The following is an 18763-nucleotide window of genomic DNA, read 5'->3' as shown; positions in this document are numbered from 1 at the left end:
CTGTTCTTAGTTAATTACCAACCAGTGCTGGCTTCTTCTTGCGGTTGCTCACCCCAACCATCATCAGAGACTGGCGCAGATGCACTTTCGGAAGGTGCATCTGCGGCAACCGCAGGAGCTGATGAAGTGGTACTTGTAGTCACTGGTGGGGTTATATATTTTTGTGTATCTGTGCCATCGAGGCGAACTCCCGTCAACTGCGAGTAAAGCGCCTTCGACTGATCATCGGGCAGTAACTCGGACATCAGTTCTGAAACGGTCATTCGTCCCCAGACTATCAATCTTTCCAAACCGGGTGCCAGTGGCGTATGAGGCTCATAGGTGCGGAAATACTTTGCCGCCTGTTCAAGCAATTTTAAGGCATCCTCTCTGGATACCACCGGGCCTGCAGGAACAGCTACAACACTGGCTGTGGCTACAGTAACCGCTGCACCACCAACATGTTCCCCAGCGGATTCATCTAAAGATTCAGGCGCCAGATCTTCTTGAACCTGCTCCATTGACTCCAAATGGGCCTTATAAATAAAGCGACTTGTCCGAAGTACTTCATCCAAAAGGGATGAAACATTGGTAGATGGAGGGGCATCATGGCCACAGCTTTGTCTCAGACTGTCATTTATGGCCTTAAAATGTCCCAGCGCATCTTCGATGGTCTGCACCAGGTTTTGGGCCCACTCACCGCTCGCACTGTTCACACATTGATCAATTTGTTCAAGGTTGTAACCCAGCGTTTCTATTCGAGCGGCCTTGGCATCATCGTCCGCGATCTTGTCAGCATCGCGAGCCTGCTGAAACTGGAAGAATGAGTAGTCCCCATAATCTCCTTCAGGTGTGATGCCAGCACTGCGAATTGGCATTAATAAAGTGCCATCACCGCCATCACCATTCAAACCAGTCAAGGGGGCAACTTTGGTCTCAAGACCATCTTCATCCGGTAGGGGGTATAGGCCTTCCCAGTATTGCTCGACCAATGAATCGATCAATTGCAGGCCATCTCTCAAGCCTACAAAGCCGTGTAAGCGAATCAAGGCTTCGGTATACCAACTGGCAACCTCCAAGTCCTTACTTTTTTTACCGAGGATACTTTCAGCAGCTTTAGCCACATCTCTCCAAGGTGCAAGTAAGTCCGTATCTGCATCATCAAACATTGCCGAGCGCTCAGCGGCTCGCGCACTATTGCGTGCATCTTTGATCGAGTAATAGTCAGAAGTTGGCGAACGATCCTCTCGGATATCTTCCCCTACAGGACTATCCGCTGAGATTGGAGCAACTAGTTCATCGATATTTATCGTATTTGGGAATGCCATCAAATAAGGCCCTTATACCGAATCAAATCCTTTAATCAGAATTCTGAGAAGAGTACACGTTGTAGATATCTAATCAAGGCAAATAATGCGCTTGGTACCTATTACTTTAAAAAACATGCACAGTTGACAATTTTACGCTATTTATTTTTGTTAGATTTTGGCTTCTTATTCCATGCCATTACATAGGAACCACTGTCGAATCGCAACCACCCGTGCCGCTCATAACTTTAAATGTGGCAAAAATATGCAAGAACTCAGACCTGCTCTTTTCAAAGCTCTCAAGAGATGACCACAAAAACACAGAATAGAAACTGTGCTGACACTGAAAAAATGTGACCAGATAGCGGACTGGCGTTTTTGTAATATCAGCGGACATCTCATAAATATGACCGTTCTGGATGTTACTTATTAGTGGATCAGGTCCCGATACAAGAGCACCGTTCTCCACCCTAGCCAGGCATTGCTGAATTTGAGCTTTGCCAAAATGATCAACTGACAATCCCTGAGGAAGCTGAGATCGATCCTGCCTCAATACAATCAGGTAACGGCTTAACTCTGCACTTCCCGCTTGAATTACAGCCTCCCTGTTCAAGTTATCGAATTCCCTCCAACCGATTGGGATACCGATAGAAATTGTTCCTTCTCTATTTTCCAGGAACTCAAGCGCAGGGGGCAATGGAGGGTCGCCATAATTACTGGACTTTTCAGTACAGTGTATTGGCTGATCATTTAGGCAGAGTTGTGTATGCCACCCGGCCTCCCAAAATTTCTTCATCAGCTGGCAGGCTTCCCTTCTATCATCGGTAGTTTTGATTTGAGATTTAGCGCCAGTCAAAAGTCCCTTTATCTGACTGAATCCCAAACCAAATTCGCGCCCCAATGCAGCTATTGCATAGCGCCGCTCTACAGAATCTCTTATCTCCCCAGTAAAAACTATCCCGTAAGACATACCAGTAACCTTAGCTTCCTGCCCTGATACTTTCTTGATTTTCCAGACCTATACCACGCTATTTCCGAACCTCTTCAGAATTAACACGCTTTCTTACTTAAATGTTCTGAATCAACCAAGCTTTATTTAAAAATAGTAAAAACTCACTTCTCGATCAGTGAATAATTTTTGAATGATTTTTCTTATGTAGTGCACTTAAAGTTTTTGACTGCTGCAAGGAAAACAAATGTGCATATATAAAAGGTAAGTACCCTGAGTCTCGCAACCTTAAAAAATCTTTTGACTTAAGCTTTGCCAACCTTTCTTCCGAAACACAATAAACGCCCTTAAATTTATGTTTAACACCACCAGGTAAGTCTATATTTATTTCTTGCTCTTGCAGTAAATTTAACTGCTGTAGAAGGCCCACAAATTTCCATATCTCTAACTTTTGAAGATGTATATCCTCTAAACGACGCTGCGCTTCCAACAGGTATTTGCTTGGCTCTCCATTGTGTTCAAACAAATTTATACCTTGACTGCCATTTTCGCCCACAAACAATTGTGAAGAATCAACACAAACGTATGCACTGGAAAAATCATCTTGGTTATACTTTAAATAAAAGGGGTAGCTGCGAACAGATACAGGTATATAATCCCCTTGCCACTGCCCTTCCTGCCAAAAAAGATTTTTTCCAGGATTTACACCCAATAGCGCACAGCTTTCAAGCTTTCCAGTCTCTTTTGATCGAGTAAATATAATGGGGCATGTACGTGCTATATGAAGAAACTCTGGCAAAAAAATTAAACAAATATGTAAATCTTTACTATGTGAAAGATCATTTTTTAGTAATTGGCAATTGCGGTGCTTTTTAGTATCCAGAACAACCAGCTGTCTCACGTTACACGTCCCCAGGCCCTAATTAATATTTTGCTGTAATCGTACACCGAGCATTGAGCTGTATAATTCGGGGCTCGGCAGCGATGGACAAAGTAAACTCGTTGGTGCCAGGTGTTGCGAACCTTCACTCCACCAAAGGCTGTAAGTTGAATAACTCTTCTTGCTCATTTGCCCCAGCAATCCAGCAAAACCCCTTTCCAAGCTATTAGATTGTCCCGTGGAGACAATAAAGTCCCCCTGCGCAGGAGGCAGGGAGATAATTCCAGCTCTGTCAGGAGGGGCACTAAATGCTTCGCATAACTGATCTGCATGCAGCATATTTTGCAGTGCTGTAATCGCCAGCTCAGATAAGTTCTGGAACCAGCTCTTAGCATCTGACATAAATGCGAATGCATCCACCAACGGGGATAACGGGGCAGCAAATGTTAATGGGAAATATCGCCCAACACTGTCTACACTAGGTACTATAATTCCAGCCCAGGCATTAGCATCGATAATCCCTTTACAGTGAACAAATCGCCAAACAGGACTGGTCAAGTAGTAATCCAGCCACTCCTGACCGACAAGTTCACGCGAACCAAACACTGCACGTTGTAACCAGCCATCCCATACAGAGACAAAGCTTCCAGGCAGCTGCCGTTGAACGAAGTCCCCGTGTCCCGGCAACTTACCAAAAATACCTACTGTATTTTGCAAATTACTTACTCCGTCTACAGTGTCTCAGGGCATCGATATCCACGCAGCAAACTGCGGTCAAAAGGATTATTTACATTGGATGCAATCAATTTAAATTGAGCCTTACGCCCTTCCTCGGAGAAAGTAACAAAATGTTCCGCATTGCTTCTCCCAGCTTCCAGGTCTGAGCTAGCCAGCAATCTGTACCACGCCCAATCCCCTTCAAAATGCTTACGGTGTACAGTCTCGTTCAAGTCTTCAAAGATGATTCGCACACGATTGCTTTCACCGCCACGCCAAGTCAGCTTTTTAGTTGTTTTGGGACCGTGGGAATAAGGAACGCGTTGCTCTCCAAGCTCAAGCTCAAACAAACGAACACTGGAGTCCAGTTTCGTAGGCTCAATACGGAAGGAGTAGGAAGCCCCCTCACCGGCACTGAAGAAAGTTTTTCGGATACGCTCGGCTCTGCGCAACTGAGAAAGAGCCTCCCGCGAAAGGCTGATACCCTGCCCTTCTACATATTTAATTTTCCAGTTTCTGGTATCCACAAATGGTTTCAGATACTGGTTCACAAATTTCTCTTCAATACCACCCGGCTTAAAGTACTGGTTGAACTCCATTACCGGTACTTCCTGCTCTCGATCACTGCGCAGAGGGTATCGGTTTGCGAGGCTATTGCTGTAACTTTGATAGACTTCTTCTCGCCAGACGCGATTGATATGCGCCTTCGTCTTGGCCATCACAAGTCCCCAGGCGCTGTCAGCAATATCTGTCAACCATTGATCAAAAGGCGCTGGCGCATTGGCAGCCTTAACTCTCAACTGTTTGATAGCATCGCTACCGCCAGCAAAGCGAGCCTTGGCTCGACCGAATGCTGCCTGGTTCGAATCAGGAGCACTGTCGATCTCAGTTAGGTATTCCTGAATTTTATTAATAGTATCCAGGTACTCTTGGATACGTGCTGGCCGTCCCTTTTCGCTCTGAGTGATTCGCTGAATCTCCTCAAACCTAACATCGACAATATTTGGCTTGTATCGGTCCTGCAGGGCACTGGTGGCACTACCCAGTGCTGCTTGCCCTAACTTTCGAGTGGTGCTGGATACAGGTAAAGGTACTCCTGAAGCATCCACAGGGACCTCGGGACGGAGTGTCAGACGAGTGTTGTCAGAAGTGATTTCCGTAATCGCAAGCAATGGGGAGTAAATTGGATCAGATAGCTTCGATAAAATATCCAGCGCTTGGGACGTACTGCCAAACCGTTGAATCTTGAACCCGCCAAGGAATCCCTGCCAGCGCTGTAAGTACTCACCCAGATAAATTCGTTTTACCTCCTCGCCAAGCTTTTCCCTATCGGCTTCAGTAAAGTCCTCACCGCTCAGATCTCCACCGTAAATCCAACGCTCTTCAGCCATATTGGTCATCAGCTGAGAGTCTGCTCCAAAATCCAATTCTTTATAACCTGCCTTAGTATAAAGGAAGGGAATAGAGAAGCTCGGGTTATTGGCATTCATACCAAAAATTTGCTGGGTGTCACCACCAATTTCCTGATAAAGGTCTACAGGGGTCAACCCAAAGTCACTATTTTGCAGCTGGGCAAATAAGCGCTGTGGCACCGGGATACGGCGCAGCTGTTGTCTTGCTCGAGCCACAACTCGCTCATTTTCTTCAATTGAACTGGGTAATGGTTGAGTAAACAATTGATCTAGATGGAAACGTAACTCTTCCTGTCGAGCCGCTTCCCCTGGTAACTGACTCTCCCAGCGAGCTGTGTAATAGGCCTCTATAGTTTCAAGGTCTAGTTTCTCTTCATTGAAAAACATTAAATAGGTTTTGAGTGTATTTACCAGCGCCGGATCATTACTGCTGAGGCGACTAAGATCTGTTTCTATATCTCTCAGTAAAGCGGGCAGGAAAATACTTTCTAATTTATGACGATAAAGATCGTTTGCCGCCCTATCTATTCTGGTGTCATAAAGACCTAAGTTAGCTATCCATGGATGCTGTTCACGGTCGTAGACCGCGCTGGCGCGCTTTAGGGGTTCGAGTAAATTTAATGCGCTTATGGGGTTAATATTTCTGCCCTTCAGCTCACCTTCCGCTTCTTTGTAAGCGCTCAGATTCTCGCTTACCTCACCCATGGATAATTTATTCTGCGCGAGACTACCACTCCACAAGAATACAGCACCTACAAATCCTGCCGCCAGGGTGGCAAAAACTCCTCGACGCAGCCAAAGATTTGCGGATTCAATCCGGCGATTAACACCCACCAATTCAGCTTCTGGAAAAACAACATCCTTAAGTAATCGGTGTAAGAAAAAGCTCTTCCCGACCCCCTGGAATTTGGGACCTACGCTGCGCTCCAGACCAAAATCAGCAGTCACCGAAGACATCATACGGTCTACCGGGCTACCTTCCTGGGTGCCACTGGTAAAATAGATGCCTCTGACCATTGGTACTGTTTCATAACGGTTAGGACCAAAAGTCTGCTTTACAAAATCTGTCAGAATGTCCGTGAGACTCTCCATCCGGGCGGGGAAGCCTTGTAGCAATGCCCGCTTTTCTACATTTCGCTCCTGATGAACACGCCATAAAACACGCTGGTTCAGTCGCTCTATCAGCTGTTCAAATTCCGCCTTAAAATTATCGAGGGGTGCTCCAACTGTTGCGTTAGCCTCTCGGGGAAAGCTCATGCCCCAAACCTGCTCACGCTCTGCTTGAGAGAGGTTGTCGAAAAATTCTGTAAAACCGGCAACTAAATCACACTTGGTAAAAGTGAGATAAATAGGGAAGCGAATACCGAGCTCTTGCTGCAGCTCATTCACACGCTGGCGAATAATTTTTGCCTGATGCTGGCGCTGCTCTTCAGTTTGTACCATTAAATCCTGCAAACTAATTGCAACCAGAGCACCATTAATCGGGCGACGGCGACGATATCTTTTTAACAAACTCAAAAAAGCTTTCCAGGCACTATTATCGTAAACCCGATGACTGTCTTGAGTCGTATAACGTCCTGCGGTATCAATTAAAACAGCGTCATTAGTAAACCACCAATCACAGTTACGAGTACCGCCCACTCCCCCCAAAGCCTCTTTGCCATGACTCTGAGCCAGAGGGAATTCCAACCCGGAATTCACCAAAGCTGTTGTTTTACCACAACCCGGAGGGCCGATAATGATGTACCAGGGAAGTTGATAGAGAGAAACCTGGCCTTTATCGGACTTAAACCGTGCACTGCGCAATACATCCATCGCTTCACGGAAGCGGCCAGAAAGGGTATCTAATTCTTCACGAGAACGCTCTTCGTCTGGATCTTCAGAGTCAGCTTCTTGCGACTCCTCAATACCCTTAATTAATGCTTGGTTTTGACGTCGTTCTACAAGCCACTGGCTGATATTCCATACCAGCCAAATAGCAAAGATAAAGACAATTATAGTTAGTCGGACAGTGTGAGAAAGCGTGGCGTTATCACTACCAAACTTAATGTAATCAGCCGCAAACCAAATTAGAAGGGAGAGAGCTGACAGTCCTATGAGCCCCAGCACCCACTTATTGGTAAAAAAGTTACGCAAGCGTTTCATCAATTGCTCCATCTTCCAGGGCATCTTCTGCACCCCGGATCAATATCAGCCCGAGTGTTACCCTTCCCCTTGCGGAGACTCATTATCACTATTGGACAAATCTAAAATTTGGTCAGAGACTGGTGTCGTCGTTTCATAGAGCCACCAGCGATAACCACTGTAAGTTGCAACTAACAATCCCAATACAACACTCATAATCACCCACAAGGGAATGTAATGGATCAGTCGAGATTTTCGCTCCACACATCCCTGCCAGCGCGGTGAAAGATCTCTGTCCATCGGCTGCTTATGCTGTTCAATTGTTCTGTAAAGCTCATCGCGAATCTGTTCTATCTGTTCATGTCCGCGCTGCACCAGTCGATACTTACCCTGAAAACCGAGGCTTAGGCACAGATAAAAGAGTTCAAGGAGTTCCAAATGACTTGCAGGGGTTTCCAGCATACGCTGTAAAATGACAAAACACTTTTCCCCGCCAAAAGTCTCTTTGTGGAATAAGCTGAGCAAAGAGTGTTGACTCCAGCCACTGGCGGTTCCCCAAGGCGTGGTCAAAACCACCTCATCAACGACAGTACAAAGTAAATATCGGGCAGTTAAAACTGACTCCGGTGTTAGGGCAAGCTGCTTTGCCTCTCGTTCGAAGCTCTGGATTTCCGTGGTAAGCCGTTTGTGCAGATCTGGCACATTAGCGTGATTCATCGTTGTGCGTAATTTAATAATTACACCTAACAATTTTGAGGCAGCTGAGACTAATGGATTCAGGCTGTTGCGAACTTGAGCCTCAACCGGGGCATTCTGGCTGGCAAAGAATTGCGGCTGAGCCTGAGCTGCTGCCGGTGCCGCCGCGGCACCGGGTGTAGGTATCAATACTGTTCTATCGCCTGCATTGGGGGCTCGCGGCGGAGTAAAACTGTCATTACTCATATCAATTATTCCTTATGGCCCAGAGCTCCATAGTTAGCCCTGGGAACTCTGCGCCTAGATGTACCGCAAAACCGCCCGAGCGAGTCATCGCCTGCCACAACTCTCCACTCCGCTCGACCTCAAAGTAAGTAAACCCCGCGTGGTAGGGAATTTGTCGCGGAGCCACTGGAAGCGGACGCAATGACAAGCCCGGTAATTGTGCAGAGATAAGCTCTCTAATTGCCTCGACCGGGGCAACCTTCGCCTGTGTTGGGAAGCGACTTCGCAATAGATCACCAGGCATATCTGCTTTTGCAGCCATAATAAAACTGGCAGATTTTAATAGTGAAGGATCGGTAACAGGCGCAACATAAATTCCAAACTTGCGCTGCACCAACTCCATTGCAATTGCAGTTTGCTCAAGAACTGTGGAGAGAGATTGCCTCAACGCTGAAAACAATCCAGCAAAACTTACCTGTAAATTCTCATGAGCATATACTGGAATTTCTGGTGGTCGCTTGGACTGGGAAGTAAAAGTCGAAAGTTCACCTGCCAGCTGTAGCAGCTCAAGAAATAAGTTGTGTGGATGTAATCGGGGCTGAGCTGTGATCTGCTTCAGTAAGGGCTCAAAGCGGTTAATAACTTGCAGTAGCAAATAATCAGCAATCTCTGCAGAGCCACTCCTGCCACTGTCACTCAGGCGGTGGCCAAGAGCAGAGCCGCGATGATCGAGCAGCCCTTTAACTTCTTCAATATAAGCATTAATTACTGAAGAGGTCTCCGCATTTAACAACGGTGGTATATAGTCAGCATCCAACTCCACCGGCTTTTCCGGCTGACGTTCTTTAATCCGCGCAACACCAACCGCCGCGTAGCCACTCAGGTCATCACTGCCCAATTTCAGACAAGCCCTTAACTTTCCGATCTGGATACGGGCGGACTCGCCGGATGATGCCGCACTATTACGGGCATCAAAATTCGAAGCTTGATAACGGGCCTGAGGGAAATCCTCCTGATCTCGAATGGACTCCTGGCTACCTGGGCGTTTCATTGGCACGCACAGATAAACTATCTCATCGCGAGTATTAACCGGAACTTCTAAAACATCCGGTAAATGTTCATTCTCAGGGGCAAGTATCGGAGTGCCATCAGGAAAAACAGCCTTCACTTTCGACAGAGAAATTTTCCCCATCAATAAAGGTTCACTGTCAATCGCCAGCTCTACAATTCCCCAAGTGTAAGGTCCAAGAGGGGCCGTACGCGCTTCGACAAGCTGTTCGAGATAGCGATCCTGTTGTTGAAAATGCTGAGGGCGTAAAAACATGCCCTCGCTCCAGATCACCTTATTGTTTGCCGACATAAATGTTCCTTAGAAAAGCTCGCATAATATTTCCAGGGCATAAATTTCTATCCCCCGTGGCAATAATTTTTTGCCTTACTGAGATTGCTGCATATCAGGGAGCGTTTTTTTCATTCTTTCATAGTCTTCTTTGGAGATTGTTACCGTATCTCCACTGTCATCATCACTGCTTCGAGTAGTTAATTTTGCCCGGCGGCGTTTGGCAATATCATCAGGTGAGCCAATTCGTACATCGGCAAGTGACACCTCATATTCATTTTTCTTGTGATCAGTAATTGGCAGAACCATTAATGCCTCGGCATCCTGATACTGTACAAACTCAGCCAACAGCCCGATATATTTCACGTCCGGTGTTAGTGCCAACTCTTCTATACGCTGCTCTCCGGGCGCAAACTCTTTGAGAATGACAGTATCAATTAAATCCTTACCGAGACGGGATTGGGCATTTTCGTAAAGATTAAGGAAGTCTTCACGGGCAAACTGGCGCTCATCTGCAAGCATAAATACTCGTATAACGACGGGGGAAGCTCGGCCATCATCGTCCGGGTTTACATCATTTTGTGTCTCTACAACCAATTCGAGACTGGTATCCAGATTTAAAGTCCGCCTTGTTGTTTGGCAACCGGCAATCGCAACTGCTAAAAACCCAATTAGACCGACCTGAAATAGTTTTTTAATCGACACAAGTAACTCCCTCTTTTCCGTCAACTTATTAATTTTTAATGCTTCGCGCATTTTTTAACTCTGACAATTGGTTTTCATATGTAACTGCAAATTCATCACCAAATAGCTTGCGATAACAATTATCTGGATCACCTACCAATTCCCTGTAAATTGCAGTAAATCCTTCCCATTTTTTTGCATTTTTGTTACCAAAAACACCGGAAGTATTTCCCAGTCTACGTTCAATATTTTCCGGACTGAAGAATTTGAGCATGGCACCGTAACCAGCTCTCATTCCAGCCAATACTGCAACTTGATGATCCGACAGATCATCAAAACTATCCTTCACTGCCTCAGCCGGATTCATAAAAGCACCGGTACCCGCAAACATAGCCTCCAGAGCGTCTCTCTCTGTGGCACTAAATTTCAACGGGTTATTGGCCTCCGTTTGAATCATGGTTCTCTGCACACGCAACTCATTCTTAATGCTGTTTCTCGCGCGCAATAGGTCAATAAGACGAGCCACCGTCTCTCGTACAATTTCAGCGGCCTGTTGGTCGGCCTGTTGTAACTGGATGGGATTCATACTCAAACCGAGCGTTGAGGCAAAAACACTCCCCCCTGTAGAACCTGTTGGCTTTGTGACCGGAGGCTGCTGCAAATGCGAAAATTGCTGAGCTTGAGCTGCCAAATCCGGGGAAGTGGGCGTGGGCGTGGGCGTGGGCGTGGGCGTGGGCGTGGAAGCATGCTCAGAACCAAACCCCGGAGCACCATCAACTTGCTGCCCCTGCATTGCAGCGAAAGAATCCGCGAAAGGGTTGCCTTGAACCTGCGGAGAAACTGGCTGTTGGTTAAAAGCCGAGGGGGACTGTCCCGGCGGCTGAGACTGCATTGGCTGAGACGGGATCTGGGGCTGAGGCTGGACCTGGGGCTGCAAAGCCTGAGGTTGCGGCGGTATAGAAGGGGCCACAGGTTGCTGTGACATTCCCTGGAAACCGCCCATCGGAGCTTGGGGCTGCGGGGGCACCTGCGCTTCTGGCGCTGTAACTGCCTCAACGATAGGCTCTGGTACCTGCTGAGGGTTTATTTGCATAGAGTGCTGGTCCGCTGGCACATGGTCTTCTGCACTACCGTCTTTCCACCACTCATCATCAGACCACTGGTTTCCAGATTGTTGCTGCTCTGCAGAGCCCACTAAGCCACCCATTGTCGACGCCTCAGACATACCATTGGACTGACCAAATGCTGCGAGCGGATCAAGAGGACCAGATTCTGTAGTTAAAAGACTATCACCAGTTGGGGTATTACTCTGGCTGCTCAGCCCCACCGAACCCCACTCTCCGGCCTGAGCCGCATCTGCGGGCGCGCCGGAACCAGGCTCAAGCCAACTATCCAATTCCTTTGCCTCAGCCTGGCTCTGCATTTTTGCCATAGCATCCGCACTGAACGTTGTCCGATCTGAAGTATCGAGAAAATCTGCACTGCCCAAGCCCTTGGGAAGATCCCCTTCCTCTTTAGGTTTGCGCAGTGAAACTTTTAACTTATATTCCCCGAGGACGATAATATCGCCCTCTTTTAATGGGACCTGATTACCCTTACCCAGCGGATTTTCTGATTCGTTGTAGTAGGTTCCGTTGGTACTAGTATCTACCAGGAAGTATTGATTTTCCGCGAAGGCAATCTGTGCATGCTTTGAGGAAACCACTCGATCTGGATCCGGCAAAACCCAATAATTATCGGCAGAGCGACCTAGACTGCCACCAGCCTTCGTGAACAGTTTTGTATGTTTAAGCATATTGGCACCGGAAGGGTCGGCCAATACAGATAGAATTAGATCCATTTATTCCTGACTCACAATAGTGGTTTGATCACAGTCTTCAGGTTTATTTTATCTTTACGTAACTCTGTGGTACTTCGGACCGAGGACAATTAAGCCCAGGGACCTTTGAGTGTACCGCCTCCCAAAGAGCTAAATCGTGGAAGCATTACCTGGTCACGCCCCTGCACCGATCGCATAGTACTAATCCCCGCTTGCATAAATTTTGCCGCTGAGCGATCTGTCAGTAGAGCCTCTGCACAGGGAGTTAATAATTCACCATGAGGTAACTTGCGCAAATGAAGAGGTAAATCTTCATAGCTTGCAGATAATGGGGGCTGTAATTTGCCTGTTTGAGAAAATCCTTGGCAAACGGCCAGGGCCAACAGGTAAACGCTATTGCCCCAGAGGTAATATTCATGCCCCTGCTCAAGAGTTAATTCTTCAAAATTAAAATACTCTGTGGTTGAAGTATCTTTCCCAAAAGGCAGTCTCAACATAAACCTGGGAGCCGCTAGCGCCACATGCTCACTAGCGGAATATTCACGTACCGCCTGCCAGCTTTCCGCAAACTGATCACTTAAGGGGTAGTACCAGTCATCGGGATCTACTGAGCCTGACAAATTTGGACAACCCGCTAGTTTCGGGTCTCCCCCCAATAAAAGTGCACTCCCGGCAGCTTCTGCAATTGTCGATAAATCTATCAGCAGGTGCAGGTCCCGCTCCTCATCGGTAATAAAATAATCCCCCACGACCAGGTTGTAAGGGATATTTCCCGATGCAGTTTCACGCTCAACGAGCAATTTAAACGTCTGCGATTTTTCCAGGTCACTTTCAGCCTCAGCAAAATCTGCAAGAAGCTCTTCTTTACTGACGTCTACCAAGTAAAATTCCAGATTTCCGTGCTCTTCAACACGCCTCAATAGCAATTGCAGACTCAGCCAACTGGCCTCCAATTGACGAAAATCACTGTGATGCATCAATTTGCGCATCGCATCAGAAGTAGCCTCTGCCAGAGCATCCAGGTATTCTGCCTGACGTGGGTCCTCGCTTTTCTGCACATAGGGAGCCACAATATCTTTGATCAGCTGGTCAACCTGGAAAGTATTTTGACCTTCTTTTGCATTGCGTTCACGGCCGGCAGCGAGAATTTCATCCAATATTGACTGCTCACTATCGCGTTGCCCAGAGCCTGGCTGAGTCGCCAGCTCAGGCTTCCACTGTTGAATTTCCTCGGCAGCTTGCTGGAACTGGCTTGGATCCAGCAGCCTGCGCTCCAGCTCTATAAACTTCTTAAACAGTGGCAGGCGGCTATACAGGTAGTCCGGGTGTAAATCATCGAAGCAGGGTAAACCCAAGGGACGATCCAATACGGGCAACTGCAAACTCACCCCAAGATCTGCAAATACGCCCTCAAAAGTATCGCGGTTCAACAGGTATACCCTGCGGCTGGAAATCGAATCAGGCTCACACTGGCGGCGGCTCGCCCTTCCGCTGAAATCACCCAGGATCGCAACTTTCAATCTATCAGTGCCAAAATCCATAATTGGTTTTTCCTTATTGTTATCGCCAAGGATTTGAAATCCCGCTGAAATGCTGGGCCTACTCACAATTTGTCACCTGCTGACAGGGGCTTAATAGCCCTGCTTTTTATGGCCTTTTAACGCCCTCAACTCAACTTCGGAGTCTATCTAGGCAGTTTCTTTAGATTCTTTTTCGACTTTATTTGTTTTTTTGGGGCGGCCGCGTTTCAGTGGTCGTACCCTCTGGTTAACAATCTGCTCTATTTTCTCTTTAAACGCATCCCCGCCAAGCACATGACCTAACTTAATCGTTTCAGCGATATAGTCGAGCAACTTTCGATCAAAACTATACTGAAATAACTTCCTGTAGGATTGCGCTCTTTCCACCACAGTATCTCCTAAAGACAGATACAAACGGTGATCTTTAATCAAATTATCTTTCTTAATGTTTGCGTGGTGATTAAAACTTGACCACTCATAATCCTCCAGGGATTCCGCCAAACCCAAATACAGGGGGCGCAATTCCACATACCGGTAACAGGTCAGCAAGTACGCATCAGAATCAATTAAGCTGGACTTATAACGCCCACGCCACAGAGTCCCGGAGCGCTTGTAACGGTGATTGACAAACTGCACATAGCGACGCCCAAGGGACTGCATCATGGATGATATCCCATCAGGTATCGTGGGCGTAGCTATGATCTGGATCATATTGGGCAATAAAACATATGCGTGAACATCAACGCCATACTGGTCTGACGCGTTACGCAAACTAATCAAATAATATTGAAAATCCTCATCATCAAAGAAGCAGGGCAGATTGTTGTGGCCGACCTGCACAATATGCTGAGGAACATTTATCAAGTTGAGCCTGGGCAAACGGGGCATTTTGCCTATGGGTCCTTTTTTAGCGGGCTTACACCCTTTTCTGTAGAGAGGTAAAGCCATTATTATCGCAAATGAGTGAAAAGTATTTCAAACTTGGTATGCGAGCAAGTTAACATTACCCTCGGTGATCGGTTGTAATAATATTACGCCGCATTGTATTGCTTTTTATTAAAGGGGAGTTGCACCAGACATGGATCAAATTAGTCTGGCAGTCAACGGGCGTACTGACATTGGTCAGGTTCGTGAGGAAAACGAAGATAGTATTCGCTGGCATGCATCGGCGGAACAGCCCTTTGCATATATCGTTGTAGCTGACGGTATGGGTGGCTATACCGGTGGCGCCACCGCCAGTAAAATTGCGGCTGAAACAGTTCAAGCCCATCTCGATGACCTCCTGAAACACACGTTTTTCTCCTGCACATCTGAACAGCAACAGCTTATTTTGCGCGCGACCCTTATCGACGCAGTAAACAGTGCAAATACTGCCCTGATCAACACAAAAAACCTAAATCCCCAGTTCTCTAATATGGGAACAACGTTGGTTGCCGCGGTCATGTGGCGCGACTTTTTGATTGTTGCCCATATCGGTGATTCTCGCGCGTACCTGTGGAACAATTATGGATTGCAGCGCCTTACAAGAGATCATAGCGTTGTACAGGAGATGATTGATTCTGGCCAATTAACCCCCGAACAGGCCAAAGAATCCAATATTCGCAATCACATTACCCGTGCCTTAGGTGTTTCCAATAATGTCGAGGCAGACATTAACAGCTGGAAGCTCACCCAGAATGCACTCCTTTTATTATGTAGTGATGGCCTCACTGAATATCTCGACGATCATGCCATTGAGCGAGTGCTAGCCACTCATCGACCGGCACTGGAGTGTGTATATCGCTTTATTGATGATGCGAATCGCCTCGGAGGGCGTGACAATATTACTGCCGGAATACTGGAATATTCTTCACAATCACTACACCAAATACTCCCCCACGAACAAAGTGTTACCGAACGTCCCGAATCTCCTGACGTAACAATTAGAAAGTTACACCGCTAAATTTGATTTACCGGATACTGCAATATGACACCGGAACGTCTTACCCAGCTGATACCCAACTTACTCGATACACTTAACCCCCCACCAATTACCCTTTCTCATGAGAGCCCTGCATCAGCTGCACGCTGGCTCTCCCAAGTTGAACAATTACCAGGAAACACCACTCACAATCTGCAGCGAGAAGATTTTTGGCCAGCGCTGCCGCATATCACAGCCAATCGATACAGTCTCGATTCGGCACCCGCAGTGCCTCTTCTGTATGAAGCTGATAACAGTCCCACCCAATTAACCAATATCCCCGGCGTCAATCCTGCAAATGATCTGGTGCCAGCTCTGGATCGCTGCCACCAGGTTGCAAGGCACATTGTCAGCGCAACTGGGGAAGTTGCTTTTGAGCGGACAGATGTTGTTATTCCTGGGCCGCTGCCTTTTGAGTGGAAACGCTACTTTCGTTCAACAATTAACGAAGATATCGGTATCGGTGCGGGTTGGCGGCACTCTTTAAGTGAGAAACTGGTTGTACACGACAATACCGTCAACCTGATTACCGCTGAGGGCAGGTCTGTAAAGTTTAAACTGCCCGCCATTGGCCACGGGTGTTACAACCGATTTGAACGCTTGTTACTGTTCAGGCAGAGCCTGCATAGTTACCGCTTGACGACATTTAACCAGCATCACAAAATTTTCCGTGCCGACGGTGTAAATAGCGCTTTACCACTTGCAGAGATCAGGGATCAATTTGGTAATGCTTTAACCATTGACTACCAAGAGGGCTTGCCCCAGAAAATAGTTAGCTCCTGGGGCCGGGTTATTGAATTTAATTGTCAAAACGGTCATATCTGTAATTTGGTGAATAGCCATGCTGTCGAAGGGCAAAATAACCTTTGCAGCTATAACTACGAGGAAGGACAACTATTCGAAAGCTGCAGTGGGCTTCACAAAGAGAGTTATCAATATAAAAATACAAAGCTGACCCAGCTAAATAATAGCGATTCCGGAGATTGTCAATTTACATATGATGTACATAACCGGTGCCACATATTAAAGAATAATGGTCTCGTTACTCATTTAAGTTGGCACGCGAGTAACAATACCTGCACCATCGACTCAAATTTATCTGGCCCCATTTATCTACGCTTCAATAAATTCGGCCAGCGGATTTCCGAGCAGCAGGATTCTCGCTCACTGAGTTGGCTATTTGATTCCTACGGCAATCTCTGTGAAGAAATCAAGGCAGATGGGCTTAGGCTTTTCTACCGTCACGATGAATTCGGCCGACTTGTCCGCTCCACTTCTCACAGCATTAGCAATCGCTATATATACGACGACCGTGGTTACTTGCGAGCAGCACTTATTAACGATGAGATACTGTGGCAATACCAGTTCAATGATAAAGGTCGGCCAGAACTCATCATCGATCCGGAAAAACAAGCCTGGAATTTCCTTTACACGGACCGGGGCCAGCTCAAGCAGATCCAGGATCCAGAGGGAGGCAAAGTAGACTTCAGCTGGGATGGGCAAGGCCAGCTACAATCGGTGCGCAGGGGCGAGAAGCTTCTGGCCTTTGAATACGATCACTGGCAACGAATCACTTCACTAAAAATGAATGGAGAAGTGTGGCGTGAGTGGAGCTACGGTAATGCGGGTGAATTGCGCGAAGCCCACCTCGGGATTCACCAATACGGTCTGGACTACTCCGAACGCGGTCTGCCCAATGCCGTTCACGGAGACAGCGGACAAAGTATTCTTTGTGATTACGACAACGCTGGCAGGCCCTGCCATATCAATTTCGCCGATGGTAACAATTGGCAACTCAACTACAACGAAAGGGGTCAGTTAACCTGTCTGGAAACCCCGGCGGGCAACTACTTTTGGGAGTATGACTGCTACGGGCAATTAGTCAGTCACAAAGCACTTCAAGATCGAGTCTGGCGCTGGCACTACAATAACAACGGCAGCCTGCATGAGTATTGTGATAATGACTCCCGCTGGTATTTCAACTACAACAACAATGGTGTATTAACTGGTATCCGCAATAATAGTGGCCAAAACAGTGAGTTCCACTACGACCAGCAACACAGATTGGTACAGGCAGATAATTCCCTATCGTCGGTGCGCTTCAAATACGATAGTCGCAACCGGGTGATTGCCGAACACCACGACAGTGCAGAGGTCAGAGATTTCAGTCTTCAATACCAGTATGACAGTCGCGGCTGGCTAAAGAGTGCCAGTTCCGACAATCTCGATTTATCTTATACCTTCGCCCCTTGCGGAGCCCTCTACGGTATTGATGCCAACGGTGAGTCTGTACTTCGTACTGAGTCCAAAGGGCAGGATAAAATCCAGGTTCAAGGGGAGGTCCGCAGTAATCACAAATATCTGTTTGGGCGCCTGACGGGACTGGAACATGGCCAAGCACTTTCCTGGCGCTTCGACAAAACGCCCACCGTTCAATTGACCAACCCATTGCGGGCCTTACAAATTTCTTCCCAACCCCAAACTGAAAGTGATAAGCGCGGCAACATTACCAGTGAGCGCAATATACCCGGCCGCAAGGATTATCAATACCAGTACGACGGCTGGGGGCTGATGAGTCATGCAGAGTGTGGTGAATTTAAAACCTACTTCCGCTATGACCCTTTCGGTCGAAGACTGAGCAAGACTTGCACCCATCGGAAATCAACTCGTCAACGCAGGGTTGTCACCATCTGGAGCAGCCTTGGTATTTGGGGAGAGGTTCATAATATTGATGGAAAATCCCGGGGCTTAAGCCACTGGATTCATCAGCCCCAAACCAATGCCATTCTCTGCCAGTGGACCGCTGACAGTACCGAGTATTACCTTTCTAATCCCGACGGCAAGCCACTGGCGATTTTTGATGCCCAAGGCACCGTTCAGTGGTCTCAAGGTGGGGAGGGTACAGACCCGCACAACCAGGGGCCAAGCGCTTGGCGGGGGACTAATTTGCTCGCGGATGTGGAGACCGGGCTCTGGTATCACCCTTCAGGTTACTGGAGCCCTGCCCTTGGTATCTGGCTCAATGGGGATCGCTCGCACAACTTAGCCACTTCAGCCCCATCAATCGGGCAACTTTAGCGGAGTATTCGGGCAGCTAACTCAACAGTCACTGGCCGAGACACGTCTTATCTGCCTATACACTATGGGTATAT

The 18763-nt window shown here is 47.4% G+C and carries 13 protein-coding genes; 2 read left to right on the top strand and 11 right to left on the bottom strand.

Annotated features, from left to right (window positions below):
* Positions 1–14: 14 nt before the first annotated feature.
* From tssA to BTJ40_RS01470, 11 genes are all read right to left on the bottom strand, one after another.
* Positions 15–1307, bottom strand: coding sequence for a type VI secretion system protein TssA (gene tssA / locus BTJ40_RS01520; protein ID WP_108731466.1), 1293 nt, complete (start codon positions 1305–1307; stop codon positions 15–17).
* Positions 1308–1485: 178 nt separating this feature from the next.
* Positions 1486–2256, bottom strand: coding sequence for a hypothetical protein (locus tag BTJ40_RS01515; protein ID WP_108731465.1), 771 nt, complete (start codon positions 2254–2256; stop codon positions 1486–1488).
* A 154-nt stretch (positions 2257–2410) separates the two neighbouring features.
* A complete protein-coding gene (locus BTJ40_RS01510; protein WP_157953854.1) occupies positions 2411–3136 on the bottom strand; it encodes a SapC family protein in 726 nt (241 codons plus the stop codon).
* Between the two features lie 18 nt (positions 3137–3154).
* Positions 3155–3832, bottom strand: coding sequence for a type VI secretion system-associated protein TagF (gene tagF, locus BTJ40_RS01505; RefSeq protein WP_108731463.1), 678 nt, complete (start codon positions 3830–3832; stop codon positions 3155–3157).
* 14 nt (positions 3833–3846) lie between these two features.
* Entirely contained in the window at positions 3847–7389 is a 3543-nt protein-coding gene (gene tssM, locus BTJ40_RS01500; RefSeq protein ID WP_108735123.1) for a type VI secretion system membrane subunit TssM, read from the bottom strand.
* Positions 7390–7446: 57 nt separating this feature from the next.
* Positions 7447–8310, bottom strand: coding sequence for a type IVB secretion system protein IcmH/DotU (gene icmH / locus BTJ40_RS01495; protein ID WP_108731462.1), 864 nt, complete (start codon positions 8308–8310; stop codon positions 7447–7449).
* Between the two features lies 1 nt (position 8311).
* Positions 8312–9649 (bottom strand): type VI secretion system baseplate subunit TssK, encoded by a 1338-nt coding sequence (gene tssK, locus BTJ40_RS01490; protein WP_108731461.1) that lies wholly within the window; start codon positions 9647–9649, stop codon positions 8312–8314.
* A 75-nt stretch (positions 9650–9724) separates the two neighbouring features.
* Complete coding sequence (gene tssJ, locus BTJ40_RS01485; RefSeq protein WP_108731460.1) at positions 9725–10384, bottom strand: type VI secretion system lipoprotein TssJ; 660 nt, start codon at positions 10382–10384, stop codon at positions 9725–9727.
* Entirely contained in the window at positions 10362–12152 is a 1791-nt protein-coding gene (tagH, locus tag BTJ40_RS01480) for a type VI secretion system-associated FHA domain protein TagH (protein WP_108731459.1), read from the bottom strand. Before tagH ends, tssJ begins: the two co-directional genes overlap by 23 nt.
* An 89-nt stretch (positions 12153–12241) precedes the next feature.
* Entirely contained in the window at positions 12242–13738 is a 1497-nt protein-coding gene (locus BTJ40_RS01475; protein WP_108731458.1) for a type VI secretion system contractile sheath domain-containing protein, read from the bottom strand.
* A gap of 81 nt (positions 13739–13819) precedes the next feature.
* The gene (locus BTJ40_RS01470) at positions 13820–14539 is read right to left on the bottom strand and encodes a transposase (protein ID WP_108731457.1); all 720 of its coding nucleotides are present in this window, start codon (positions 14537–14539) and stop codon (positions 13820–13822) included.
* Between the two features lie 190 nt (positions 14540–14729).
* On the opposite strand from BTJ40_RS01470, the gene BTJ40_RS01465 reads away from it, so the two are divergent.
* Together BTJ40_RS01465 and BTJ40_RS01460 are read left to right on the top strand one after the other, a co-directional pair.
* The gene (locus BTJ40_RS01465; RefSeq protein ID WP_108731456.1) at positions 14730–15593 is read left to right on the top strand and encodes a Stp1/IreP family PP2C-type Ser/Thr phosphatase; all 864 of its coding nucleotides are present in this window, start codon (positions 14730–14732) and stop codon (positions 15591–15593) included.
* 24 nt (positions 15594–15617) lie between these two features.
* On the top strand, positions 15618–18689 hold the full coding sequence (locus tag BTJ40_RS01460; RefSeq protein WP_108731455.1) for a DUF6531 domain-containing protein: 3072 nt from the start codon (positions 15618–15620) through the stop codon (positions 18687–18689).
* The last annotated feature ends 74 nt before the right edge of the window (positions 18690–18763 follow it).

Source organism: Microbulbifer sp. A4B17, from assembly GCF_003076275.1.
Taxonomy (GTDB): Bacteria; Pseudomonadota; Gammaproteobacteria; order Pseudomonadales; family Cellvibrionaceae; genus Microbulbifer.
This window is presented reverse-complemented; position numbering and strand designations above follow the sequence as displayed.